Origin of the sequence: Geomonas azotofigens, from assembly GCF_018919395.1 — a bacterium.
Taxonomy (GTDB): domain Bacteria; phylum Desulfobacterota; class Desulfuromonadia; order Geobacterales; family Geobacteraceae; genus Geomonas; species Geomonas azotofigens.
On sequence record NZ_JAHLME010000003.1, the window covers coordinates 789475 to 814688 of the forward strand.

General features: G+C 59.3%; 19 protein-coding genes. 10 read left to right on the forward strand and 9 right to left on the reverse strand.

All coding sequences use genetic code 11. The features are described from left to right. The 4 genes from KOL99_RS13270 to KOL99_RS13285 form a co-directional block, all read right to left on the reverse strand. Positions 1 to 2241: an ATP-binding protein gene (locus KOL99_RS13270; RefSeq protein ID WP_216510931.1), complete on the reverse strand. Its 2241-nt coding sequence runs from the start codon at positions 2239 to 2241 to the stop codon at positions 1 to 3. A 67-nt stretch (positions 2242 to 2308) separates the two neighbouring features. Next, positions 2309 to 4327, reverse strand: coding sequence for an ATP-binding response regulator (locus tag KOL99_RS13275; protein WP_216510932.1), 2019 nt, complete (start codon positions 4325 to 4327; stop codon positions 2309 to 2311). Further along, positions 4324 to 6441, reverse strand: coding sequence for a PAS domain-containing hybrid sensor histidine kinase/response regulator (locus tag KOL99_RS13280; RefSeq protein WP_216510933.1), 2118 nt, complete (start codon positions 6439 to 6441; stop codon positions 4324 to 4326). The genes KOL99_RS13275 and KOL99_RS13280 overlap by 4 nt, the downstream gene beginning before the upstream one ends. A gap of 253 nt (positions 6442 to 6694) precedes the next feature. Further along, on the reverse strand, positions 6695 to 8239 hold the full coding sequence (locus KOL99_RS13285; RefSeq protein ID WP_216510934.1) for a sigma 54-interacting transcriptional regulator: 1545 nt from the start codon (positions 8237 to 8239) through the stop codon (positions 6695 to 6697). A 787-nt stretch (positions 8240 to 9026) separates the two neighbouring features. On the opposite strand from KOL99_RS13285, the gene KOL99_RS13290 reads away from it, so the two are divergent. The 9 genes from KOL99_RS13290 to KOL99_RS13330 all read left to right on the forward strand — a co-directional run bounded on the left by KOL99_RS13290 (position 9027) and on the right by KOL99_RS13330 (position 17562). Continuing rightward, on the forward strand, positions 9027 to 9890 hold the full coding sequence (locus KOL99_RS13290) for an SDR family oxidoreductase (protein WP_216510935.1): 864 nt from the start codon (positions 9027 to 9029) through the stop codon (positions 9888 to 9890). A gap of 27 nt (positions 9891 to 9917) precedes the next feature. After that, a complete protein-coding gene (locus tag KOL99_RS13295; protein ID WP_216510936.1) occupies positions 9918 to 10226 on the forward strand; it encodes a hypothetical protein in 309 nt (102 codons plus the stop codon). Beyond that, entirely contained in the window at positions 10223 to 10603 is a 381-nt protein-coding gene (locus tag KOL99_RS13300; RefSeq protein WP_216510937.1) for a response regulator, read from the forward strand. The genes KOL99_RS13295 and KOL99_RS13300 overlap by 4 nt, the downstream gene beginning before the upstream one ends. A 72-nt stretch (positions 10604 to 10675) precedes the next feature. Next, positions 10676 to 12421, forward strand: coding sequence for a SulP family inorganic anion transporter (locus KOL99_RS13305; protein ID WP_216510938.1), 1746 nt, complete (start codon positions 10676 to 10678; stop codon positions 12419 to 12421). A gap of 33 nt (positions 12422 to 12454) precedes the next feature. Then, a complete protein-coding gene (gene ppk2 / locus KOL99_RS13310) occupies positions 12455 to 13282 on the forward strand; it encodes a polyphosphate kinase 2 (protein WP_216510939.1) in 828 nt (275 codons plus the stop codon). Between the two features lie 121 nt (positions 13283 to 13403). Next, positions 13404 to 13967: an OmpH family outer membrane protein gene (locus tag KOL99_RS13315; protein WP_216510940.1), complete on the forward strand. Its 564-nt coding sequence runs from the start codon at positions 13404 to 13406 to the stop codon at positions 13965 to 13967. A 109-nt stretch (positions 13968 to 14076) separates the two neighbouring features. Then, positions 14077 to 15333, forward strand: coding sequence for a paraquat-inducible protein A (locus tag KOL99_RS13320; RefSeq protein WP_216510941.1), 1257 nt, complete (start codon positions 14077 to 14079; stop codon positions 15331 to 15333). A gap of 1 nt (position 15334) precedes the next feature. Next, positions 15335 to 16957, forward strand: a complete 1623-nt coding sequence (locus KOL99_RS13325) for a PqiB family protein (RefSeq protein ID WP_236026090.1) — start codon at positions 15335 to 15337, stop codon at positions 16955 to 16957. Continuing rightward, positions 16954 to 17562: a PqiC family protein gene (locus KOL99_RS13330; protein WP_216510943.1), complete on the forward strand. Its 609-nt coding sequence runs from the start codon at positions 16954 to 16956 to the stop codon at positions 17560 to 17562. Before KOL99_RS13325 ends, KOL99_RS13330 begins: the two co-directional genes overlap by 4 nt. Positions 17563 to 17573: 11 nt before the next feature. On the opposite strand, the gene KOL99_RS13335 is transcribed toward KOL99_RS13330, so the two are convergent. The 5 genes from KOL99_RS13335 to KOL99_RS13355 form a co-directional block, all read right to left on the reverse strand. Then, a complete protein-coding gene (locus KOL99_RS13335) occupies positions 17574 to 18467 on the reverse strand; it encodes an efflux RND transporter periplasmic adaptor subunit (protein ID WP_216510944.1) in 894 nt (297 codons plus the stop codon). Positions 18468 to 18510: 43 nt separating this feature from the next. Then, a complete protein-coding gene (locus KOL99_RS22005; RefSeq protein ID WP_407931856.1) occupies positions 18511 to 18777 on the reverse strand; it encodes a DUF1656 domain-containing protein in 267 nt (88 codons plus the stop codon). Then, a complete protein-coding gene (locus KOL99_RS13345) occupies positions 18701 to 20857 on the reverse strand; it encodes an FUSC family protein (protein WP_216510946.1) in 2157 nt (718 codons plus the stop codon). Before KOL99_RS13345 ends, KOL99_RS22005 begins: the two co-directional genes overlap by 77 nt. Further along, a complete protein-coding gene (locus tag KOL99_RS13350) occupies positions 20854 to 22326 on the reverse strand; it encodes an efflux transporter outer membrane subunit (protein WP_216510947.1) in 1473 nt (490 codons plus the stop codon). Before KOL99_RS13350 ends, KOL99_RS13345 begins: the two co-directional genes overlap by 4 nt. 151 nt (positions 22327 to 22477) lie before the next feature. Further along, positions 22478 to 23122, reverse strand: a complete 645-nt coding sequence (locus tag KOL99_RS13355; RefSeq protein WP_216510948.1) for an NAD(P)H-dependent oxidoreductase — start codon at positions 23120 to 23122, stop codon at positions 22478 to 22480. Positions 23123 to 23346: 224 nt separating this feature from the next. Here KOL99_RS13355 and KOL99_RS13360 point away from each other — a divergent pair, with 224 nt between their 5' ends. Beyond that, complete coding sequence (locus tag KOL99_RS13360) at positions 23347 to 24888, forward strand: sigma 54-interacting transcriptional regulator (RefSeq protein ID WP_216510949.1); 1542 nt, start codon at positions 23347 to 23349, stop codon at positions 24886 to 24888. Positions 24889 to 25214 lie beyond the last annotated feature (326 nt).

The window sequence follows — 25214 nt, forward strand, 5'->3', positions numbered from 1 at the left end:
TTATCCTTTCTCGTTGCGGCTTTCCGCCGGCAGATAGCGAGCCACCAGGGCTGTGATTGCCTTGGCCTTGAAGCCACCGGCCAGCTCGCGCACCTCTTCGGCAAACCGGTGGCATGCGGAGGTTTCCATCATCTTCTCCGCCCAGAGACGGATCCTGCGTATGTCGCCCAGCTTTGCCAGTTCGTAGAGCTCGTGCAGCATTTCCGGCGGCGGCACCTCACTGGCCCGGTACTGGTAACCGTGGGTCGGGCCTTCCGCCGCCTCGACAACAACGCTAGCCGCCACGGGAACACCACCCTCGGCGACCGCTGAAAGGGGTATCTCCAGTCGAAAGCTGCTCCCGCGCCCCGGCTCGCTCTTCACATCCAGTTTCCCGCTCATCGAGCTTACCAGATGGTGGGCGACGGTCAGCCCCAGTCCCGCTCCTTCACGCGCGCCCCCCTTTCGCCCCAGCTGGGTGAAAGGCTCGAATATTTCTTCCAGGTTGTCGGTCTCGATCCCTATCCCCGTATCGATAACCTCGCATACCAGGAGGCCGGGACGCTCTCCGTGATAGGTTACCCGCAGCGTTACCCCCCCATCCCCGGTGTACCTCACGGCATTGTCCAAAAGGTTGAGCAGAACCTGCCGGAGTTTGCGCTCATCCCCATGGACCCTGCCAGGGAGCCGGGTCGCGGCCAAGTATCTGAAGGCCAGCCCCTTCTCCTCGGCCGCTCCCCGCGAGATGTCTAGGACCTGGCCGATAAGGGCCGGGAGGTCGAAGTCGATCTGTTCCAGCGCGCTCTCTTCCTGTTCCTTGCCGATCTCGAGGATGTCGTTGATCAGCGAGAGGAGGTACTGACCGTTATCGGCTATCACCTTCAGCTGGGTGTGTTGCGTAGCATCGAGGCTCGAGTCCCGCATCAGGATCTGGGAGTAACCCATGATGGCGTTGAGCGGGGTGCGCAGCTCGTGGCTCATCGCCGAGATGAAGGCGCTTTTGGTCTTGTTGGCCTCCTCCGCCTGCTCCTTGGCCTTGACCAGTTGCTCCTCCGCTTTCTTCTGCTCCGTAACGTCGCGGTTGGTCCCGCGTTTGCCTAGGAAGCGGCCGCTTTCGTCGAAGACCGGGCAGCAGACGTGGTCGATCCAGCGCTCGCTCCCGTCGGCGGCGACCAAACGGTACCCGAAGCGGGAGACGGGCGGGCTGTCCGGGCGCAGGGCAAGGCGATGGTGCTCGTCGAAGGCGGAACGGTCGTCGGGGTGTGTGATGCTGATGATGAAATTCTGGTCCCTGGCGAACTCCTCGGGGGGGTATCCGGTGATCCTTTGGCAGGAAGGCGAGGAGTAGATGTAGTTCCCTTGCGGGTCTCTCCAGAACTCCCAGTCGAAGGTGTTGTCGGCGACGATCCGGTACTTCGTTTCCGACGCGCGCAACTGGGTGATCACGGCCGTGAGTTGGGTTGCCATCTTGTTGAAGGCCTGAAAGAGGGTGCCCATTTCGGTGCGCGCGCCTGCCCGGGAGGTGAGCATCGTGTCCAGCCTCCCTTCGGACAAGGCGATGGCTGCTCGTGAAAGCTCGGCCAAGGGGAGCGAGATGCTGCGGCTGATCGAGAGGGAGACCAGCAGGATGATGACGCCGGCGACCGCCCCGATGACAAAGAGCCAGATTATGCTGCGGGAGATCGTCTTCGCGGCCGTGTTCTCATCACGCTGGGCATACCCGGTTGCCACGGTGACCGCCTTTTCAATCAAGGCCCTGTGTGCCTGGAACTCTGGCTCCAGGACCGCTGCATCCACCTTTTCCGCCTCTTTCAAAGAGCCTGCCAGCAGCGCGGGGAGGAAGTGCTCGTCCTGGGCTCTATAGTACCTGAGGGCTGTGTCGTGGGAGCTGGAGAGGATCTGCGTCAAAGGGTCTCCCGCCGGCAGGTTGGACATCCAGTAGCGGTAACGTTGCTCGTACTTGTTGCGGAGCTGCGCCGCCTGTGCGGCCATCCCGGCCAGCGTCTTCCGGTCGACCCCATCCTCCGCAGCTTTCAGCATCTGCAGCGCATTGAGACGGGACTCCACCATGTACAGGGGGGGCGGAAGGATGTCCTGGATCACGAGGTGGTTCTGAATGATGTGGGCGTAGAGCGGTCCGTTGATCTTGACCCGGTCCAAGGTGTGGAAGGAGAAGAGGCACAACAGGGCGAAACCGAGCAGGAAGATTCCCACCAGCAGCATGAGCCTTGAGCCGATACTCGAATCGTTGAACTTGGTCATGCTCGGCGCCTCCCTTATCACCACATCCCCGACTTCGGGTCGGCGACCGGAGCCGGGAAGAGCGATTCTACCGTGAAAGGAGTTCCCGCACTCGGGTGAGCAGGATGCGTGGGGGGATCGGCTTGAAGATGAACGGGTCGGTCCCTATCACGACCCCCTTTTTGGCAATGACATCCTCGGTATAACCGCTCACGAACAACACCGGCAGGCTCGGCCGCACTGCCTTGATTTCCCGGTACACCGCCATGCCGTCTTTCTTGGGCATCACCACGTCCAGGAGGAGGAAGGCGACCCTGTCCCTGTTTGCCTGAAACTTCTCCAGGGCGTCCTCGCCGTCCACGGTCTGGATGACGCTGTAGCCGTACTCAGAGAGGACCCTGGTCATGGAGTCGCGGGCATCGGCGTTGTCTTCGGCAAGGAGGATGGTTTCGCTCCCGCCTGGCACGGGAGCCTCCTCGTTTTCCGGCGCGCTCTCCGATTCGGTCGGGAGCAGCCTAAGGTAAATACTGAAGGTGGTCCCTTTCCCCGGGTCGCTTTGCACCGTAATGGCACCGCTATGCTGCTGGATGATCCCGTACACAATCGATAACCCCAGCCCGGTCCCCTTGCCGATCTCCTTGGTGGTGAAGAAAGGGTCGAAGATCCTCGCTTTGGTGGCGGCATCCATCCCTTCACCGGTATCGGAGACGGCGATCACAGCATAGGGACCGGAGGGGAGCTGTGGCGGGTCGCCGTCCGCTGCGAGGTCGATACGGCCGGTGGCTATGGTGAGCACCCCGCCGTGCGGCATTGCGTCCCTGGCGTTCGCCGCGAGGTTCATGAGGACCTGCTCGATCTGCCCGCAGTCGGCCAGAGCGTAGAGCGGGGTCTCGGCCAGTTTGGCCCGAAACTCCAGGTCTTCGCCGATGATGCGCAGCAAAAGCTTGTCGATCCGCTTCACGATCTCGTTCAGGTTCTCGGGCTTCAGGCTTATGGTCTGCTTCCTGCTGAAGGTCAGCAGGCTTTTGGTGAGGTTCGCCGCCCTCTCTGCGGCGGCCAGGATGTCCAGGGGGAAACTCAGCAACGGGTTTCCCTCCCCCATGCGCAGTTTGAGCAGGGTGGCGTACCCCATGATGCCGGTAAGGATGTTGTTGAAGTCATGGGCAACGCCGCCGGCGAGAGCGCCCAACGCCTCCATCTTCTGTGTCTGCCGCAACTGCTCTTCTAGCTTTTTGCTCTCGGTGACGTCCCTTACCGACTCGATGGCCCCGGCCAGTTTCCCGTTTGAGTCCCAAAGGGGGGCCGCCTTCCCCATGAAGTACACCTCGCCGTGCGGCAGACCGCGCACCAGGCACTCTCCCGTGATCACCCCGCCCTCGATCGACACGTAGTCGTAAAGCCGGTCTATCTCGCAGCTTGGATTCAGGATCAGGTCGACGAGGGTGGCACGCCGCTCCCCGTAGAAAGGGATCGCGTACTGATGGTCTCCCTTCCCCAGCATGTCGGACGCTTTGGCGCCGGTGAGGCACTCGGCGGTCAGGTTCCAGATGACGATCTCCCCCTTTAGATTGATGGCGAAGGTGGCGTCGGGGAGGAAGTTGATGATCTCCATGAGGCGCAGCTCCGAGTTCCTGAGTTCAGCCGTCCGTTGCTCCACCCGTTTTTCCAAAAGCTCGTTGGCCTCGGTAAGTTTGCGGGTGAGTTCCCGGATTTGCAGGTGGACCGAGACCCGGGCCAGGACCTCTTCGCGCTGGAAGGGCTTCGTGACGTAGTCCACCGCCCCAGCCTGGAATCCCCGCACCTTGTGCTCGGTTTCCGCCAGTGCCGTCATGAAGATGACCGGAATGTCCCTGGTCTTGTCGTCGGCCTTGAGCCTGCGGCAGGTTTCGTAGCCGTCTATCCCCGGCATCAAGACGTCGAGCAGGATCAGGTCGGGTTTCGCGTACGCCGCCCGCTCCAATCCGCTCGCCCCGTCTTCGGCGACCAGGATGGTGAAGTCGAATCCCTTGAGGTATTCCGAGACGATAGCGAGGTTGTCGGCATCATCGTCGATGACCAGTATGATCGGGCTCTGGCCGGCGCGGCCATACTGAATGTAGTCGTTCATTGCGGTCCCCCCATATGCCGTTCCACCAGCTCAACGAGCGCGCTAACCCGGAACCTCTTTGCCAGCTCCTTAACCTTTGCGACGAAAGGGGCATACCTGGAGTCTGCTTGCTGCATCTTTTCCGCCCAGGTCTGTATCTTTTGCATATTCCCCAGCAACGCCAGTTCGTGCAGTTCAGCCAGTTCTTCAGGAGCAGGCGCCTCGAAAAACTCGGCTCTCTCGCCGCCGGAATTGGAAGAGCGGGGCTCGGTCGATCTCTGCCACACCACGCCGAGCCGCTCCCGTATTTTATCCAACAGCTTTTCCAGGTCGATCGGCTTGAGAAGGAAATCCTCGCATGCCGAAACGAAGCAGTCCTTCCGGCCGCTCCCGGAGGCCATGGCGGAAGTCCCGATGATACAGCTTTGCGCCAGTTCAGGGTGCCGCCGCATCTCCTGCACCGCTGCCAGCCCATCCATGTCCGGCATCACCAAGTCCATCAATACCAGGTCGGGGGGACAGCGCAGCGACTGTTCCACCGCCTGGCGCCCGTTAGCTGCGGTGGTCACTTCGAATCCGAGCGGCTCCAAAAACGAGACGAGCATCGAGACGTTGGCGACGTTGTCGTCCACCACCAGGATCCGCTTCCGTGGCCCGTCGTAGCCGGTAACGACCTCCAGTTCCGGCTCGTTGAGACGGTCGCGGCGGGAGACCACTTTCAGCGGAAGCCGCACCCGGAACAAGCTTCCCTTTCCCGGTTCGCTTTCCACACTGATCTCTCCCTGCATCAGCCCCACCAGTTTATTGCTGATGCTGAGTCCCAGCCCGGTCCCTTCACGCACCAGGCCGTCACCGGTCAGCTGGGTGAAGGGGTCGAAGATGCTCTCCAGTTTGTCGTTCGGGATGCCGATTCCGGTGTCCTCCACCTCGCAACTGAACAGGCCGCTCCCGGTGTCATGCCCGACCCGCATCACTACCTGTCCGTGCCTTGTGTATTTCACCGCGTTGGAAAGGAGGTTCAGCAGGACCTGTTTGAGCTTGCGCTCGTCGCCCTGGACATACTTGGGAACAGGGGGGGACTCCTCGTAGAGGAACCCCAGGCTCTTCTCCTCTGCCTTGATCTTGGCGATCTCGAAAACCTGCTTGAGCAGGGCGCCAAGATGAAAGGGACTCTCTTCCAGCTCCATCTTTTCCGCTTCTATCTTGCTCATGTCGAGGATGTCGTTGATGAGGAGGAGGAGATGCTGCCCGCTGGCGCGGACCACTTCCAACTGCTGGCGCTGCGTCTCGGTCAGGTTCTCCTGCCGCTTGATGATCTGGGCGTACCCCAGGATGGCGTTCAGTGGTGTGCGCAGTTCGTGGCTCATGCTGGAGAGGAAGGTGCTCTTGGCCCTGCTTGCGACTTCCGCTTTCTCTTTGGCCACTACCAGTTCGGCGGTCCGCTCCCGGATCTTCTCCTCCAGTTCCGCAGCGTGATTGGTGAGGAACCTTTCCCGTTCTTCGTTGAGCTTTTTCAGCTCCTGCTCCGCCAGCTTCCGCTGTGTGACGTCGCGTGCGATGAGCTGGATGGCAGGCCTGCCATGACTCGTCACCGGAGCGCCGACGAGTTCCACGTCGATAGCTGTTCCATCGAGGCGCACGACACACAAGTCGCTGAGCGGGACGACCATCCTTTCTTCCAACAGCAGCCGGGTATTTTCCCTCGCCATCTCCCGCCAATCGGGGCAGACGAAATCCAAAATCGGTTTCCCGATCACCTGATCGGGCTCGGTGGCGCCGAGAAGACGGAGAGCGGCGTCGTTGACGAAGGTGCAGGTCTCCCCGTCTGCGACAAGAATCGCATCCGGAGCGTTTTGCACCAGTTGGCGATATCGTTCCTCGCTTTCCCTCAGATCCCGCTCGCTGTTGCGGTAGGCACGAATGTCACGGGCTATGAGACCGGTAAGGAGATACGACGTCAGGGCGATGAAGGCGAACCCTTTGAACATCCCGATCCGGACGGTGGTTGCGGCGTCGTGAACCAGAAGAGCCAGGGCCTCGTCGGAGAGGTAGATCCATGCCGCGCTGAAAAAAGCGTAGATGACGACGATTCGAAGGATGGCGAGGCGGTCGGCTTTGTGGAGAGACTCTTTCATAAACACCCCGATGCTGTCAGGGAGCTGCAAGGTTCTCTTAGGGGGGCTATAGATCTTTCAGTGACCGATCAATGCGATACAGTCCTTTTTAGCGGGAACCAGTATAACACACGTCGTGTCGGTAGCGGCATCAAGAAAAAGGTAAATGAAGAGGAAGGAGATGCGTAAAAAACTCAACCGGTGGCAGTCATTGAGAGGGGCGGTGCCGTGTCGGCTGATCCAGCAGAAGGTTACGAGCCCTCAGCTAGGCTAGTCAGGCAGCGTCCCGCTCCCGGCGGCGATAGCTGATGCCCAGTTTATCCAGGCGCCAGCGCAGCGTCGTTGCCTTGAGGCCCAACAGTTCCGCCGCGCCCCCCGGACCGTGGATCTTGCCGTTGGTAACCTTCAACACCTCCCTCAGGTGCACGGTCATCGCCTCGTCGAGGTTGAATGGATAGCCTGTTCGTTGGATGTCGGTGGGGGAGGCGGCTTCCTGTGCTTGCTGGCTTGAGAATAGGAAATCGAATGTGAGCGGGCCGCCCGGACGAAGGATCAGTTCGCGCTCAACCAGATTCTCCAACTCCCGGACGTTGCCCGGCCATCCATACTCCATAAGACGCATCAATACACCGGGCGCGAACGATGGGGGGGACGGAATGCCGAGTTCCCTGCTCTTCGCCGCCAGGAAATGGCGTGCCAGCGCGGGGACATCTTCCTTACGCTGTCTGACCGGCGGCACCATTATGGGGAAGCCGCTCAGCCGGTACCAGAGGTCCTCGCGGAAAGAGCCGTCCGCTACCATGTTCAACAGATTGCGGTGGGTGGCCGCAATGACGCGGATGTCGACCGGTATCAGGCGTTTCCCTCCAACCCTCTCCACCTCGTGGTTTTGCAGCACTCGCAGCAGGCGGACCTGCGCCGACGGTGGCAGTTCTCCCACCTCGTCGAGGAAGATGGTTCCTCCGTCGGCACGCTCGAAACGTCCCCTGCTCTCGGCGACCGCTCCGGTAAAGGCCCCCCTGTCGTGCCCGAATAGTTCACTGTCGATCAGATTTTCAGGGAGAGCGCCACAGTTGACCTTGATGAACGGGCCATTGTTGCGAGGGGAGTAGAAGTGGATCGCGTTGGCGATCATCTCCTTGCCGGTTCCCGTCTCCCCTAGAAGCAGCACGGTATTGTTGAGAGGCGCCACCTGCCGCACCATTTCCATCACGTTTCGCAATCCCGTGTTGGCGCCGATTATCTCGTCGGCACCGTCTCGGTGCAATTCGCGGTTCAAGAACCGCTTGTCGTCCAAAAGGATTGCCTGATAGTGAAGCACCTCAGCGTGGGCGAGAGCATTGGCAAGCGCTATGGCGAAGGGCTTGGCGATGAAGCCTAACAGTTCAGCCTGCAGATCGCTGTATCTTCCTTCCCCTCCTGCCCGAAACGCCAGCACGCCGAAAAACTCGCCATTGAGGCGCAAGGGGACTATAAGATCGGTGTTCCCTTCGAACCTCATTACCGGCGTCAAAGCTTGAAAAATCTCGTCCTCTTCGGCGTCGACGATGAGCGGAGCGGAGAAGTTACGGGCCGCAATCTTCTCCAGCAGTCCTTCCGGCAGCGGGATGATCTCACTGGGAGGAACGATGCCGTCTTCGACCGCGAGCCCCACGCGTCGAATGGCGCCCAACCGCGCGTCTACTATGAGTAACGACAGCACGTCGAGAGGAACGTGTTGCCTCATGTATTCGAAGGTGCTGCGCAAGGAGTCGTTGATATCCAGACTGCTGCAGATCCTGAAAGTTATCTCTTTGATGAATTCGTCCGTTGCCACCATCGCCTCTCCTTCGCCGTCTCGGTTCCTGCACGTTTCTCTCTTATCGACTCCCCTCATTGGAGCCTAAAAGAGCTTGTCATGATGCGCTTTTTTGCAACACTCTGCAATTACAAATTGCGGTATTCGGTAGTTTTATTGTCTGGCTGACTTGTAAGTATCTGTAACTGTGTACTCGCTTCCGCAGCGCGCCCCCACTTTAATGTCGTCTTCCGCTTCTCCGCCCTCTCTGACTCCGGCATGTTGTAATTATTGTACTCGTTTACGATATCTTGTAACCAGAAATACGGCATGCTGTAGGTTTCACCCATGCTCAATTCGCAAGTTGCTGAAATTGCGTCACTCGTAAGTTTGGCACGATGATCGCTAATCAGTAGCGAGTGAGAGGGAGCGACATGTTCCCGTTGCTCTGCATCCCTGCAGCGTTGCTGCTGACCGGGGAGGCCCGCTAATCAGGAGGCAGGCTTGGAGCACATACCTTCTACTGGCGCTTCATATTTCTGAGGATAGCGGCACATGGGGCTGGTAGTCTCAATCACCTTTGCAGTCTGGGTTATGGTAGTCGTGGTCGCATTTCGTTCCGGGAGGAAATGACCGTTGGGTGGCAAGATTTGCAATCAGCACTGCTATACAGCCGTCGCCTTTCAAAGTAACTTCACTGAAGCACGGGAGGCAAAGAGATGCACGAATGCCCCCGCCCCGGTTTTTTTGAGACCTCCTCGTGGGGCGGGGGATTTTTTGGCCGGCGGGCACCGCAACGGATAACAAAGAACCAAGGTAGGAGGAAAAGATGAAAACGAAGGAACGGATACTGGTGACCGGCGCGTCCGGCAGCCTCGGCAATCTAATCCTGGAGGAGCTCTTGAGAGCCGGTCAGGCAGATCTGATGGCGACGCCGAGGACGTGGAAAACCGCCGCGCTCTTTTCACTACGCGGCGTCGACATCAGATCGTTGGACTTTTACGATCCCATTGACCTGCTGGAGGCGTTTCGCGGTGTGACGAAGCTGCTGCTTATCGGCACGCTCGATTTGGGCCGGACACTCGCTCAAAACCGCAACGCCATCGAAGCTGCCAGGAAAGCCGGCGTGAGGCATATCGTCTACTTGTCATGTGCCAATCCCAAAACTGCCGCAGCCTCGACGATGACCGAACATCGCCAGACCGAGGAGCTCATCAAGGCCAGCGGCCTCAAATACACGTTCCTGCGCAACTATCTCTTCGCGGAGAACCTGCAGTTCGTCTTGCCACGTGCTGTTGAAACGGGGACGCTCTACGGCTGCGCTGGGAATGGGCGCATCGCCTATGTGACGCGGCGCAACTGTGCCGCTGCCGCGGCGGGAGCCTTGTTAAAAGCCGAGAGGTTTGAAGACGCCGTCCTCGAAATTACGGGGCCTGAGGCCTTTTCGCATTCGGAGCTGGCAGACCTGGTGAGCGAGATAACTGGGAAGAGCCTTTGCTATGTTGACCTTCCTTCGGAGGAGTATAAGGCCGAGTTGGTGGCGTCTGGCTTGCCGGAACTGTTCGCGCCTATATTTGTGGGAGTCGATCGGGCCGCTAAGCACGGCGAGCTCGGCGCGGTAACCGATGCCGTCTTGCAACTGACTGGGGAGCACGCTGAGGACATCCGAGAGGCCTTGAAACTATGCCTGTAATTGTCATCGCGACCAAGGAGTAAGCCAATGGTTACCCGTGACCGCATCAATAGCTTCTTCTGTGAAATAACCGCGCTTGGCGACGGCAACGTTTTCTCCGAACGTGGATTCAAGGCATTGGCCGACTGGAGTGAGCGGCAGCCGTGGTGGTGTCTCTTTGTCCTGGAGTACTCCCTTCGCGCCGACTGGCGCTCTGCCGGGACGGCTGAGAGCTACCTGTTCACGGTCAATCTCTTCAAGTTTCTCAACGGGCCGTCCCGATCTTTAGTCGTGCTTGGAGGGGCGGGCGGTACGGTTTCAAATGAAATTCGGGCTGGTCTTAGGAGCTCACCATGAACACAAGGGACATCCTTCTGGTCGATGACGACATTCACTCCCTCCATATCCTCAGTTCGATCCTGCACTACCGCGGATTTGATGTCAGAGCAACTTCGGACGGTATAGAGGCGCTGGAAATCATGGAGTGCGAGAGATTCAGAATGCTGATTATCGACCTCGAGATGCCGAAAATGAGCGGTCTGGAATTGGCGATGAAGGTGAGAGAGCGACACCCGGACATGCATATCGTCATGGTAACGGGAAGTTATCTTCCTGAGATTGTTGAGCCGGCGGCAGATGCAGGCATTTCTCTGGTAATGGCGAAGCCCGTGGATTGCGCGAAACTCGTGTCAGCGATCAGGTCGTCCTTACCGAAACACACAGCCTCTGATTAATGCCCTCCAGCGAGGTGGGGCGGCCGGTGTTACCAGCACCAGATGGCATTCCGTAGCAAAGAGGACCGTGTCGTGAGTTGGCTCGAAAAGTTTATCCCGATAATGGAGTGGCTCCCTTCCTATCGTAAGGAATGGCTTCGCTGCGACGTCGTTGCAGGACTAACCACGGCGGCGGTGATCATCCCGCAAACCATGGCGTATGCGGCCATAGCGGGACTGCCGCTGGTGGTGGGGCTTTACACGTCTCTGGTCATGCTGGTGGTATATGCCGCACTGGGAACTTCCCGTCTTCTAAGCGTATCGACCAGTTCCACCATTGCCATCCTGGCCTCCGGCGCGCTCCCACTGGTTGCCCCCGTCGGCGATGCCGCGAGGCTATTGTCCGCGTCCTCCACCCTGTCGCTCCTGGTTGGGGCTTTCCTGCTGCTGGGGGGAGTGCTTCGCCTGGGCGCAGCGGCGAACCTCATTTCCGATCCGGTGCGCATAGGCTTCAAGGCGGGCATCGGTCTGTCCATCCTGCTGAACCAGGTCCCAAAGCTCCTAGGCGTGCATATCACCCACGCCGGCTTCTTCCAGGATCTGGTCGCCATTGTCAGGTACCTGCCGGAAACTTCCCTTCCCACACTCACGCTCGCTCTGGGGATGCTGGGACTCATGCTCGGCCTCAAACGGGTCACGCCGCGACTGCCGGCCCCGTTGATAACCGTGACGGTCGGCATCGCGCTTTCCTGCATGATCGGCCTCGATAGACTCGGTATCTCCTTGGTCGGGAGGGTCGACTCTGGATTGCCGAGCTTCGTCCTGCCCGATTTCTTCCTGGTGAAGCAGCTCTGGCCTGCCGCGCTCGGCATCGCCCTGATGAGTTTCGTCGAGACGGCCGCCGCGGGGCGCGCGTTCCTGCCCAGCGGCGATCTTCCCCCGCAGGCGAATCGCGAACTGGTGGCAACCGGCCTGGCAACCCTCATCGCCAGCTTCTTCCAAAGCATGCCCGGCGGAGGTGGAAGTTCGCAGACGGCGATCAATCAGCAAGCGGGCGCCCGCAGCCAGTTGTCCGGAGTGGTCAGCGCCGCGGTCGTCGTGGCAGCCCTTTTGTTTCTGGCGCCCCTCTTCGGGATGTTGCCCAACGCCACCCTGGCCGTCGTCGTCATCGTCGCCGGTATCGGGCTGATAAGCCCCACCGAATTTCGCGCAGTTCACAGCATCAGGACCATGGAATTTCACTGGGCGCTGGTCGCGGCGTCAGCAGTCATGGTGCTGGGTACCCTGAAGGGGCTGCTGGTTGCGGTGCTCGTGTCCATATTGTCCCTGGTCATTCGCGCCAATAACCATCCCATCCACGTGCTGGGGCGCAAACCGGGCACGAACATCTTCCGTCCCCTGTCTCCGGAGCATCTCGAGGACGAAACCTATCCGGGACTTTTGCTGCTCCGGCCGGAGGGTGCCATTTTCTTCGCCAACGCCCCACGGTTGGGGCAGAAGATCAGGGAGCTTGTGGCACAGTTCAAGCCGCAGGCACTAGTCCTCGACCTGAGCGCCGTGCCCGATATGGAATATACGGCGGTCATGATGCTTGTCGACGGGGAAGAGAAAGCGCGCGGGGATGGGACCGTGATGTCGCTCGTGGCTTTGAGTCCCAACGTCAAGGAGATCATCCGCCGATCGTCCCTTTGGGAGCGGATGGAGGGCGAACGGATATTCCTTACCCTCGATCAGGCGGTGGAATGGTTTGAGCGGCAACTGCCGGAAGATGCGGAGCCGGATGCAGCCCGCGAGGAAATGCTACACGCTGGATCTTATCAACGCGCATTAACACTGTAAGAGTGGATCATCTATGAGGAAGGAGTGCCAGCCATGAAAGGTGGAAAAACAGAGAAAAAAGAACTTCAAGGCCGCGTGAAAGCCGGCGCAAGGCTGAAGGATAAAGAGTATGAGAAGGAACTGGCCAAACTGCACGTGGAACTCGTCAAGCTCCAGGAGTGGGTGAAGTTCAAGGGGCTGAAGGTATGCATCGTCTTCGAGGGGCGCGACGGAGCGGGGAAGGGGGGGACCATCAAGGCCATTACGGAACGGGTCAGCCCCCGCGTGTTTCGTGTGGTGGCCCTTCCGGCTCCAACAGAGAGGGAGAAGACGCAGATGTACCCCCAGCGCTACATCCCCCATCTGCCGGCAGCCGGTGAGGTGGTGATCTTCGACCGCAGCTGGTACAACCGGGCGGGAGTCGAACGTGTAATGGGCTTTTGCAGCAAGGATGAGTGCCAAACGTTTCTGGAGGTGGTGCCGCATTTCGAGAAGCTTGCCTGTGAGTCGGGAATCATTCTGCTCAAGTATTGGCTGGAGGTCAGCCCGGAGGAGCAGACGCGTCGCCTGGAGGGACGAATCGAAGACAGGCGCAAGATCTGGAAACTGTCGCCCATGGATCTCAAGTCGTACAGCCGCTGGGATGACTACACAAGAGCGCGCGACGAGATGATCGCGGCGTCCGACACGCCGTGGGCGCCGTGGCGCGTGGCGCGATCGGACGACAAGAAGCGGGCGCGGCTAAATATCATCGCCCACATCCTGAACATGGTCCCCTACGAGGAGGTACCGCGCGAAAAGGTGAAGCTACCCAGCCGGCAGGGCATGGGCAAGTACAAATCGCCGGCGTATCCCTTCAAGTACATCCCCGAGGTGTTCTGAGTTTGAATAGACGCGATGAGTCATATCGGCCGTCGTATAACAATATGTCGGGAAACATCAATCGCTCTTCGGCAAATCTGCTTGCTGCCAGCTTTGCCGTCCTTGATCCAAAGGGGACTGTATGAAAAATAGCACTTCAATCTACCTGCTTGCACTAATACTCTCACTCGCCTCTCCGGCGCACGCCACCTCCGGTGGGAAATATGCTGCTCTGGATGCTCGTAATGAGCTGATGGTCACCGAGGAGGCAAAGTATGGTTTTGTCGATGTTCAAAAAATCCTGACACTGTCCTATGCCGGCAAGGAGGCCAAGGCGAAATTCGATAGCGATGTGCTGAAGGCTGAGATGGAGAAGAACTCCAGGGGGCAGGAGTTGACCAAGCTGAATGCGCAACTGGAGAAGCATAGCATTCATCTGTCTGAGACGGAGAGATTTGCCAAGCGGAAAATATACGAACAAAGGCTCCAGGAATATCAGCAGTTCATGGCGAAAACCGCCGAAGACCTCCGTTCAGAGGACACCGAGCTGACCCGGGGCATCGTCGAAAAAATCGGCAAAACGGCACGGGAATATGGGCGTATGAACGGGTTTGTCGGAATTTTTTTCAAAAACGACAGCATGTTGTACCTGAGCGACAAGGTCGATATAACCGATGAAATTTTGAAAGCCTTAAACGAGATGTAAGGCGGACATGGTAAATCACCAACCCACAATCGGTCAGGAATCGGGGACACAACTCACCCATGCCGGGGCGAGTGGGCGGTCCAGCATGGGTGAGCTCACGGGCACTACGATGACCGTCATAGCCTGCCACGAGTGCGACCTGCTGCAGCGCAAGATCACGCTTCCGCCCGGCAGGGTGGCTCGCTGTGTCCGGTGCGGCGCGAAACTGTACCGCGTGGAATACAGGAGCCTCGACCATACGCTGGCCCTGACAGTGGCAGCCGCGATCGTATTCATCCTTGCCAATATCTTCCCCATCGTCAGCCTCCAGATTCAGACGACGCGCAACGACACCTCGCTCATCAATGCCGTTCATATCTTGTTGGATCATGGTATGTGGCCGGTAGCCGGACTGGTGTTTTTCACCACCTTTCTTGCTCCTTTTGCAGTGCTCGCCATCATGATCCACATTCTTTTGTCGCTCAAGCGCGGTTACATTCCCGCCGGGATCGCCCCCGTCATGCGCGTGCTGCAGATCGTCAACCCTTGGGGGATGGTGGAGGTGTTCATCATAGGGGTGATGGTGGCGCTTGTGAAGCTCACCCACTACGGGACCCTGATCCCCGGCATGGCCCTCTGGTCACTGGGCGTTCTCACCTTGCTGATGACGTTAACAGCGTCATCTTTCGATGCCCATGACATATGGAACCGGGTGCGCTTTGCGACCCCGACAAAGAGGCAGCCGGTGCGGGCCGCGACCTTGACGGCCGCAGGGCGCGGCCTGCTCTCCTGCCATGTCTGCGGCCTTCTCTCCAGTGGAGGTCATGGCGGCCGGACGGTCCACTGCCCACGCTGCTCCGCGCCGCTTCATTTTCGCAAACCCGACAGCGTGGCCCGTTCCTGGGCATTCCTGGTCGCCGCCTACATCCTGTATATCCCCGCCAATGTCCTGCCCATCATGGAAACCAGTTCCCTCTTCGGCGCCCAGGCGGACACCATCCTCAGCGGAATCATCTACCTGTGGCACTCGGGATCGTGGGATCTGGCGCTGGTGGTGTTCATCGCCAGCATCATGGTGCCGCTGCTCAAGCTGATCGCCTTGACCCTGCTGTTGATCTCGGTGCAGCGGCGTTCCACCTGGCAGCCGATGCAGAGGGCCAAGCTCTACCGGGTCGTCGAACTGGTCGGCCGCTGGTCGATGCTGGATATCTACGTGGTTGCCATCCTGGCTGCACTGGTGCAGATCGGGCCACTGGCGACCATCAATGCCGGACCCGGGGCGCTGGCCTTCGGCGCGGTGGTGGTGCTGACCATGTTATCCGCAAGCGAGTTCGATCCGCGCCTGATTTGGGCGCCCATACAGAAAGAGGAAATCGATCATGAGTGAAATGCGGCAAGAACCCGAACTGTTCGACATCCCAGAGGCAGCGCCCGAGCGCAGGAAGCGACTCTCCCTGCAGTTGGTCTGGCTGATACCCATTGTGGCCGCCGTCATTGGCGGCACCCTGGTGGTCAAGACCTACCTGCGGAAGGGGCCGACCATCACCATCTCCTTCAAGACCGGCGAAGGGCTGGAGGCTGGAAAGACCAAGGTGAAGTACAAGGATGTTGAGGTCGGCTTGGTCAAGGATGTCGCCATCGCCAAGGACATCACGCACGTGGTTGCGACCATCGAACTGAAGAAGGAGGTTACGCCCTACCTGGTCGAGGACACCAAGTTCTGGGTGGTGCGGCCACGGGTATCCGGAGGTGGCGTCAGCGGCCTTGGGACGCTCATGGGCGGTTCCTACATCGGAGTCGACGTCGGCAGATCCAAAAAGCCGCAACGGGGCTTCGTCGGTCTGGAAGTAGCGCCTGCCGTCGCCATGGATGTGCCGGGAAGCCGCTTCCAACTCCACAGCGCGGATTTAGGCTCCCTCGATATCGGTTCGCCGGTCTACTTTCGTCGCATCCAGGTGGGACAGGTGGTTTCCTATCAACTCGACAACGACGGCTCGGGGGTGAGCTTCAACGTCTTCGTCGCCGCACCTTACGACAAGTATGTCAGGGCGAACACGCGCTTTTGGAATGCCAGCGGGGTAGACGTTACCATGGATGCCGGCGGGGTGAAGGTCGAGACCCAGTCGCTGGCGTCGATCCTCATCGGCGGGATCGCTTTCCAGACCTTTGACGAAAGCGGAGCGGCGCCGCCGACCGGCGCCAACACGGCTTTTACCCTGTTCGCCACCCGGGATGAGGCGATGAAAAACCGAGACACGATCAGCCAGAATTTCGTCATGACCTTCAAGGAGACGGTGCGCGGGTTATCGCTGGGCGCTCCGGTCGACTTCCGGGGGCTGACCGTCGGTGAAGTCTCCGGTATCCATGTGGCACACGACGCCCGCACCAAAAACGTCGACATGCTGGTGGAGATGCGCATCTACCCGGAACGCCTCCGTTCGCGAGTAGTTGGAGCGGCGCCGGATCCCAAGCAATATCGCGCCATCCTCGACGAGATGGTCGGGCACGGCCTGAGAGCTCAGCTTAATAGCAGCAACCTTCTGACCGGGCAGCTTGTCGTGACCCTCGACTTCTTTCCTGATGCTCCGAATGCCAAGGTGAACTGGGCCGCCAATCCGCCCCTGTTCCCCACCACACCTGGCAGTTTGGTGCAATTGCAGGCAACGCTTATGCAGATCGCCAAAAAACTGGAGAAACTGCCGCTGAACGAGGTCGTCGATGACGTGCGTCACACGGTGCAGACCCTGGATATTACCCTTAAAGATGCTGGCGCAATGATCCGGAAGGTGGACAAGGATCTCATGCCCGAGATGCAAACGACACTGGAGGAGGCGCGCAAGACCCTCGGCGCTGCGAAGCAGACCCTGTCGGCCGATGCGCCGCTTCAACAGGACCTGCGGGTGACACTGAGGGAACTGGGCCGTACCGCCCAGTCGTTGCGGGTCCTGACCGATTATCTTGAGCGTCACCCCGAATCGCTGATCCGCGGCAAACAGGAGGACAAACCATGACCCTGCAGTGCTCCATAACCGGCTTTACAACTCTGTGCCTCGCAGTTGCCCTCCTGGCCGGCTGCAGCAGTTCGCCGAGGGTGTCATTTTATACCCTGAACGTCGCCGCGACGGACGTGACAGCGGCCCCGCCCTTTAACTCGGTGGACATCGGTCCCATCACCCTTCCGGATCTGCTGGATCGGCCCCAGCTCGTCGTGCGTACCTCTGCCACCAGGGTGGAGATCCTGGAGACCCACCGCTGGGCCGAGTCTCCTAAGAGTGAGATCCCGCGCATCATAGCGGCGGACCTGGGCGTTTTGCTCAAGCCGGTACGTGTGTCGTTCTACCCGCAGAACGCGGGCCTGGAGGCTGACTATCGGGTTCTGCTCGACATCCAGCGCTTCGAGATGGCCAATGGGGAAGGGGTCGGCCTGGAGGTCCTCTGGTCCGTCCGCAGAAGCGACGGCGGAGTTGCGAAGACGGGCCGCACGGTGGTCGACGAGCGGGTCAGCGCTGCCGGTTATGACGCACTGGTGGCTGCGCAGAGTCGGGCGCTGGCTGCCGTCAGCCGCGATCTGGCCCAGGCGTTATGCGAAGCGGCGCGGACCGCGCGGTCGCGATGAGCCGGACCTGGTCACATCGTTGCTTGCCGGTAAGGAGGGGAGGGCCGAGGTTTGGCGATGACCGTGCAGGTCGTCCCTGCCACCAGTTGGACGCTCTTCGGCACATTGTCTATCGCGATCCGCACCGGAACCCTTTGCGCGAGCCGTACCCAGTTGAATATCGGGTTGACGTCGGAGAGGAGCTCCCGCCCGACCGGGTTGTCGTGGTCGGAAATCCCTCTGGCAAGGCTCTCGACGTGCCCCTTCAGAGGCCGATCGCTCGCGAGAAGCCTGATTTCGACAGGGGCGCCGACGTGGAGCAATCGGATTTTCGTCTCCTCGAAATAGCCGTAGACCCAGAACGAATTCTTGTCGACTATCGCCAGTTTCGCCGCTCCCGCAGATGCGAAATCCCCCCTGTGCACGTTCAGGTTGGCAATGTACCCGTCCACGGGTGACCGCACCTCGGTGCGCTTGAGGTTGAGCTCGGCGGTTTCTACCGCAACCGCGGCTTCCTGGCAGGCCGCCTCCGCGGCATCGGCCTGGGATCTGGCGTTCTCGCGATTTTCCACGGATACGACGGCCACGTCCACCCGGGCGCGGCGCTCCGCCTCTTGCTGCTTCATTCCCATCTGGGCCCTGCTGGCCGACAGCCGCGCTTTCGCCTGGGACAGGGCCAGGGCGTAGCGCTCTCGGTCGATCACGAACAGCAGGTCGCCCTTGTGCACCAACTGGTTGTCCTTCACCGCCACCCGGTCGACAAGACCGGATACATCGGCGGCCACGTTGACGACGTCGGCGCGGACCTTGGCGTCACGGGTCCAGGGCGAATCCATGTATCGATCCCAAAGTTTCTTGCCGGTAAAGATCGCGGTAGCGAAAATGGCTATCGTGAAAACGAATCTGACAACGACCTGGAGTTTCATGCAAAGCCTTCCTTCTGGATAAGGTGTTGTATCGATGCGGCGCTTAGCGGAGCACCAGCAGGCCGCACGCGCTGAACATGCAGACGAAGCAACTCAGCCTGAAGAGCGGCGGATGCCAGACATGCCGGTATACGCCACACCACGCCATGACTCTGTCCAAAACCACATGGACCACGACGCTGGCCAGAAAAACCGGCAGCAGATTCGGGACCAGTGCGTCTAATATCGCTATTTCACGTGGCATATGACGTTTCTCCTGGGATAATTCCCCGCGGCCGGGAGGTCGTGGCCGCAAGGATGGATTCCTCATCGAGCAGCGAGGAACGGATCAGGTGCAGTGAGGTCAGCATCCGGCGCATGGCATCCACAGTCTCTTCGCCGACTCCTTCCCCGGCTGATGCTGAAAGGATCGCGTCGATGGTTTCCTCGACAGTGACAAGGGCGGCGTTGTGGTTGTGCTGGTTCGGCCGCCCGAAAAAGCGCGCGATCTGCCGCGGCGTGTTGATGGCGCCGGCGGATACTCGCTGCGGCAGGAGAACGGATGCCGCGTCCTGGCGCAGGTGAATAACGGCCCGTCCGATCTCCAGTGCCACGAAGGTCCAGCCGACAATCTCCCGGTCATGGACATCCTGCAGGTTCGGCTTGGCCGCGACCCTCTGCAAAAGGTCCCGGGTGCCGCTCTCGTACCTGGAGCCGAGGTGCGGGAGCGTGCACGAACAGGCCATCTCCACCTGCCCGCGCAGCATGCGGGCGGTCCGTCGTTTCATCCATCCGCCTGTCACCGGGGCAAATGTCGCGAATATAAGGGCCGCCGCTGCTACGCCGAGAATGAGCGCGGTGCCGAAGTTTATGGATATGATCGGATCATAAAGCATCCTGTTGGCTGGAGAGACCATGAAGCAGAACATGGTGCTGTAGCCCAGCCCGACCATGGCCAGTTTCGGATTCAGGGCCAGGTACGACCCCACCAGCAGGAAAGGAGCCATGCCCATGACGAGGAAACCGATGCCGTTCAGGGAGGTTAGGATGAAAAACTTGCACGCCAATGCCGCCCCGAAACCTATCAAGGTGCCGACAAGTGCGGTTTTTATGGCAAGTGTGGGGTCCGGCGCTGGAGCGAATAAGGCTGTGCCGATAGCCGCCATCATTACCGCACTGGCGCCGTATGGCCATGCCGAAGCGATCCAGAACGCCGACACCAATAGGATTGCGGTTGCGGTACGCACTCCGGTTACAAGCGCCACCAAAAGATCGGTGCGGGAAGCGAAAGAGACCTCATTGAGCTTCTCGGGACCCGCTTTCTCCATCAGAGAGGCATACGTCCTCATGTAGTGGTGGATCTCATGGACGAAGCGTCTGACGAGGTCGAGGGCGGTCTCGATGTCTAGTCGCGCCTCGTGACCTGCGTGATCGAGGCACTCACGCAGGATCGCCGACTCCCGCTCCGGAAGATCCACGCGAAACTCGGCGAGCCGGCGCGCGGTCAGGCGCGCGCACTCCGCACCGCTGGCCGGCTCGCATTCCGGCGCAAGCGCCTCGGCAAGCAATGCGCCGAGCGACGCCAAGGCAGGGGCCGCCGGGGCATCGGGGTCCGTCAACCGGCTGAGGATTTGACACAGGGAGTGGAACGTGGTGGACATCTCCATGAAATCCATGTTCAGCCGGCGCAGCCGCAGGTCGCGTGAGCGGATATCCGAGGCCTCCATGAACAGGGAGCTCCGCAGCGACTCCAGAGCCACGACGTTGCTCGCCACGTGCAGATGCATCCGGTCGATTTCCCGGGGCGTCATGCTTTTCGACAGAAGACCTGTGACGAATCCCATGAACCGGGCGTATCGCTCCTCCATGGTCTTGATGATGCCGTCGCCGAGGCTGCGCGGAAAAACCACCTCGCTGACGACGCCGGCGCAGATGATGCCGACTACCACCTCTGTCGCGCGGTTCACCGCATAGTTGAAGAAACCGGTCGGTTGCATGACCAGGGGGAGGCCGATCATGGCGGCGGTATATCCGGCCAGGGTGAAGCCGTAGGACTTGAAGTTGCGGTAAACGGCCGCTCCTGCCGCGCACAGCCCGACCCACAGCGCCAGTCCGACCAGAAAAAGCACGCGCTCCTGGGCAAAGAGGCCCAGAAGCGCGAGGCTCGCCAGGGTGCCCGCCAGGGTGCCGCACACGCGGTAGAGGCTCTTGGTCAACACCATGCCGGTCTGGGGATGCATGACGATGTAGACCGTGACCATGGCGGTGACGGGCTGACCCAGCTCCAGGCGCATGGAAACGGCCAAAGCCAGCAAAACGGCGACGGTGGTCTTGAAGGCGAAGATCCATCTCGGCCCCTCCGCTTTGCTCCAGGCAACGATCTCCCGCCGCAAGCCGTCGAGGAAATTCATTTGTCTGCTCCCGGGGTTCCCGGTGGGGCATTCACGGGGACTCCCCCGCCGATCGCCCGCATCAGTGCGGCGTAGGCATCAAGAAAGTGCGCCTCGACCTGCGCTTTGCGCTGGGATTCCACGAGGGTCTGGCTCTGGGCGTTCAGCACCGTCAGGTAATCGCTCAGTCCCGCCTTGAAGCCGGCGAGGGCGATGTCGTAGGCGCGGCCGGCCAAGGAATACGATAGATACGTCTCGGTTCGCTGTTTTTCCAGTGATCGCAGGGTGACGACCTCGTTGGCGACTTCCTCCAGGGCATGGATCAGGGTGTTGTTGTAGGCATCCACCGCCAGGTCGTATTGCGCGGTCGAGACACGCAGCTGCTCCCGCAACCGTCCCCCTTCGAAGATCGGGAGCGAAATAGCAGGGGTGAAACCCTTTATCACGGATTGGGATGACAGGAACTTGTCGAAGCCGAGGGATTGCCACCCCGCAAAAGCCGTGAGGTTTATGTTGGGATAAAAGGATGCTTTGGCGACGTTGATCCCCTTGCCGGAAGCTTCCACGCGCCAACGCTGGGCCACCACATCCGGCCTTCGCCCAAGGAGGTCCGCCGGGATGGAAGACGGCAACCCGATCGGCAGCGCGAAAGACATGGTCGGCCGGCGAATCCCCTCGCCGTACCCGGGCCCCTTGCCGGCGAGGGCGCTCAACCGGTTGCGCAGAATCTCGATCGACTCGGAGATCCTCTCGATGTCAGCCCGTGCGGCAGGCACCACCGTTTCGGCCTGGCGCAGCTCGATTTCCGTCCCGAGCCCGGCTGAACGGCGCTTCTCCAGGATGTCCCGGATCTGCTCGCGCTGATGAAGGGTCTCCCTGGCCACATCGAGCAGGCTGTACTGAAGCGACAACTGCACGTACAGGCGGATTACCGCTGTTTCAAGGGAAAGCCGGACTTCCTGCGCCTCGGCCGTGACCATCTGTATCTGGTCAAGGGCGGCGGCAAGGGCGCTGCGGTTCTTCCCCCACAGGTCGAGGTCGTAAAAAAGGGCCGTGGTCCACTCGTTGTACCACGCCCAGTTACCCGCGTAAGAGTGCGGAACGAAATATCGCTCAGAAAATTGCTCCCGCGTGAAGGACGCCTCCGTCTGTACCGTGGGCATCAGGCCCGATCTCGCGATTCCACCGACGGACTTGGAGATGGTAATGCGGGACCGTGCCATGTGCATGCTGGGGTTACCCGCAGTCGCATCTGCGATCAACCGGTCGAGCTGCGGGTCAGCGTACACCTTCCACCACTGCTGCGACGGCCATGTTACTGAATGCTTCTTCTCGCCATCGATTGCGTTGCCGGCATCCAGACTGGCCGGCTCGACAACCCGTGCCTCCGGTTTGACCCCGACGGGAAGCCGGGCGCATCCCCCCAGCGCCATTGCGGCGACGATGGCGACGCAGCTGATATTCGAGATCCTGACCATTCCATTTTCCATGTACTGACATCCTTTCTACTTCAAACGTGTCCCCGCTCCATGCGCTGTTCACCGTTTCTTACAGAAGGCGATCAGGGCTACGCAGAGCCAGACGACCATGGCGAAGAAAACGATGAAGCCCGTATCTTCCTGGGGCGAATGGAGAGTTTCGTCAGAATGTGAGAGCCGCTTCCGCGACTCTCCCTAGTTCTTTCCTGATCAAGGCCGCATTCTCGTCCGAGGCTGGACCGACGCCATAGATAAGGATGCTGCTGAATTCGGCGACGCCCAGAAATTTCATGGTCTGCCTGATGCTGGAAACGCAGTGCAACTCCTTCTTCCTGTAAACGAATCCCTCGGTCGAATGGATCATGAGGCATTTTCTTTCCTGGTCTTTCAATAGACCTTCGGGGCCGCTGGAAGTATTTCGGTAGGTCGTTCCGGCGACCAGTACGGTGTCGAGATATTCCAACATCTGCGGAGGGAATCCAGGTTTCCACATCGGCGTAACGAACACGTATTTGTCGGCAGCGGCGAACTGCATGGCGAGAGTAGAAATGCGGACCATTTTTTGCTGCTCAGCCTTGGTCAAGGTCGCGAAATGGTGCCCACGAGCGGTTTTATCCCATGCGCTGAGCACATCGAGGTCGGCTGGCTGAAGAGGGTCGCGGTAGAGGTCAAGCATATGAATTTCGTCGCGCGGGTTCGCTTTCTGGTACGCGTCCAGAAATGCCAGACCAGCCGTGAGGCAGCAGGATTGTTCCTGCTGTCTCAGGTCGCAGGTGATGTACAGTAGTATCGACATAAGGATCAACATTGGCAGGACTCCAAAAGGAAGCCTGCGTTTCCGCCTTGCTTTACCTTTATGTAGCCATTACTGTGCCAACTTTATAGCCTCGCAAAATCGCTGTGTTATGCCTGCGGTTCTCGTGACTGTTACAATATTTGGTGAAAAAGTTAAAATATTTGGTATATTTCGGGTGCGATTACCAAATATTTGAGTTTTGCGAGGGGTGGGTGGGGATTTACGGAGATATCGGCGTGATTGACAGGAACACCTTCTTCAAGGAGGTTACGATTAAAATTTGCAGCAGCCTGAAGATAAAAACCGCTTTGAAGGGCGCGTTCGACTATTTGAGGCAGAACATCCCCCTCGACAGTCTCGCATTGACCATTCGCGATACCAATCTTGCCGCCTTGAGGAGAGTCGCCCAAGTGGCGACCAACCGGGTGGAGCTTGCCGATGAAGTCTTCGTGCTTCCGGAGGAACTCTGGTCCAAAGTGCAGGCATGGGAAGTTCGAGCTCCAACTATCATGAGTGCCGACCATGACGAAGTAATTCGTGCTATAGCACCCTACATTAAGCTCGAAGGAAACTCGGCCATCCTCATACCGCTGTGGGTCGAGAACGAATGGCTCGGAGGGCTGATACTCCGCGTCCGCGGAGAGGGAGTCTATGATTCATCACATGTCGAGCTCTTAGCTACTGTGACAGAGCCATTCTCTATCGCACTGGCCAATGCATTGGCGCACGAAAGGCTTCTTAGGTACCGAGACACTCTGCTAGACGACAACAGCTTTCTGAACAGGGAGCTTTTATCCCACACCTCAGACGAGATCATTGGCGGCAATACCGGGCTTCGAAACGTGATGGAGATGGTGCGACAAGTGGCACCGCTGAATAATTCCGTACTGCTGTTGGGGGAAACTGGGACGGGCAAGGAAGTGATCGCCAATGTCATTCATTTTGGTTCTCCACGCAGAGATGGACCTTTCATCAAAGTGAACTGTGGGGCGATTCCGGAAAGTCTCATCGACAGCGAACTGTTCGGTCACGAAAAGGGGGCTTTTACCGGAGCTGTTGCTGAGAAGCGCGGACGATTCGAGCGGGCTGGCGGCGGGACTATATTTCTGGACGAGATTGGGGAGTTGCCCCTCCAGGCCCAGGTTCGTCTGCTGCGCGTGCTCCAGAATCGTGAGATCGAGCGAGTCGGCGGCAGTAGACCGATTCCTTTGGATATCAGGGTAATCGCGGCCAGTCATCGCAATCTGGAAACCATGGTGTCCGAAAATCGGTTTCGCGAAGACCTCTGGTTCCGGTTGAACGTGTTCCCTGTCATCATTCCACCTCTACGGCAGCGAAAGGAAGACATCCCAGCTCTCACCCGATATTTTGTTATGCGGAAAAGCAAGGAGTTGGGAATTTCCGGTTCGCCCGCCATTGTGCCAGGCGCCCTGCAACGTCTTACGGACTATTCTTGGCCGGGGAACGTCCGTGAACTAGAGAATATTGTGGAACGGGAGATGATAAGGTACCGGGGCGAACAGCTGTTGTTCGACTCGCTGCTTCCAGCAGAAGACGGCAGGTGGAAAAAGGAACCTCCAGAGGACAGCCGCCGGCAAGCACCACTGAAACTTGACGCTATTTTATTCCAACACATCAGCAAGGTGCTGAAAATGACCAACGGTAAAATCCATGGACGTGACGGTGCAGCGGCGTTGCTTGGTGTGGAGCCGAATACCTTGAGGGCTCGTATGGACAAACTCGGCATCGATTACCGTCGTAAACGGAATGCGAGTTAGGGCAGGGGCAAAGGCTTATTCCTGCAGTTGTCGATGATGCTGCTGTCCACCATGGGGGGAGAGGGAGCTTGGTACCGGCGACCTTGGGTCCGACGCTTACGCCCCCTCGACGTCGTAAAGGAGTCGTAAGCGTGCTGTAGCAGTATCGATCCCGCTACCCTCATTATTGGAAAACGTTCCGGAATTGTGTAACAGATGGTGGTCCACGGGGCAGTGCGGCGGGGCGTGAAGTTTAGGGTGTTCAATGCGGCCATTTACAACATGTCACGCATGGCTAAAAAAGATAGAAGCCTTGGAGGCATCTATTCCCCGTTCAGGTTCTTTTG

Coding starts and splice junctions, on each gene's coding strand:
- KOL99_RS13295 (WP_216510936.1), top strand. CDS start 9,918: ATGGTTACCCGTGACCGCATCAATAGCTTCTTCTGTGAAATAACCGCG.
- KOL99_RS22005 (WP_407931856.1), bottom strand. CDS start 18,777: ATGAGGAATCCATCCTTGCGGCCACGACCTCCCGGCCGCGGGGAATTA.
- ppk2 (WP_216510939.1), top strand. CDS start 12,455: ATGAAAGGTGGAAAAACAGAGAAAAAAGAACTTCAAGGCCGCGTGAAA.
- KOL99_RS13355 (WP_216510948.1), bottom strand. CDS start 23,122: ATGTTGATCCTTATGTCGATACTACTGTACATCACCTGCGACCTGAGA.
- KOL99_RS13335 (WP_216510944.1), bottom strand. CDS start 18,467: ATGAAACTCCAGGTCGTTGTCAGATTCGTTTTCACGATAGCCATTTTC.
- KOL99_RS13345 (WP_216510946.1), bottom strand. CDS start 20,857: ATGAATTTCCTCGACGGCTTGCGGCGGGAGATCGTTGCCTGGAGCAAA.
- KOL99_RS13280 (WP_216510933.1), bottom strand. CDS start 6,441: ATGAAAGAGTCTCTCCACAAAGCCGACCGCCTCGCCATCCTTCGAATC.
- KOL99_RS13285 (WP_216510934.1), bottom strand. CDS start 8,239: ATGGTGGCAACGGACGAATTCATCAAAGAGATAACTTTCAGGATCTGC.
- KOL99_RS13330 (WP_216510943.1), top strand. CDS start 16,954: ATGACCCTGCAGTGCTCCATAACCGGCTTTACAACTCTGTGCCTCGCA.
- KOL99_RS13325 (WP_236026090.1), top strand. CDS start 15,335: ATGCGGCAAGAACCCGAACTGTTCGACATCCCAGAGGCAGCGCCCGAG.
- KOL99_RS13320 (WP_216510941.1), top strand. CDS start 14,077: ATGACCGTCATAGCCTGCCACGAGTGCGACCTGCTGCAGCGCAAGATC.
- KOL99_RS13270 (WP_216510931.1), bottom strand. CDS start 2,241: ATGACCAAGTTCAACGATTCGAGTATCGGCTCAAGGCTCATGCTGCTG.
- KOL99_RS13315 (WP_216510940.1), top strand. CDS start 13,404: ATGAAAAATAGCACTTCAATCTACCTGCTTGCACTAATACTCTCACTC.
- KOL99_RS13350 (WP_216510947.1), bottom strand. CDS start 22,326: ATGGAAAATGGAATGGTCAGGATCTCGAATATCAGCTGCGTCGCCATC.
- KOL99_RS13290 (WP_216510935.1), top strand. CDS start 9,027: ATGAAAACGAAGGAACGGATACTGGTGACCGGCGCGTCCGGCAGCCTC.
- KOL99_RS13300 (WP_216510937.1), top strand. CDS start 10,223: ATGAACACAAGGGACATCCTTCTGGTCGATGACGACATTCACTCCCTC.
- KOL99_RS13275 (WP_216510932.1), bottom strand. CDS start 4,327: ATGAACGACTACATTCAGTATGGCCGCGCCGGCCAGAGCCCGATCATA.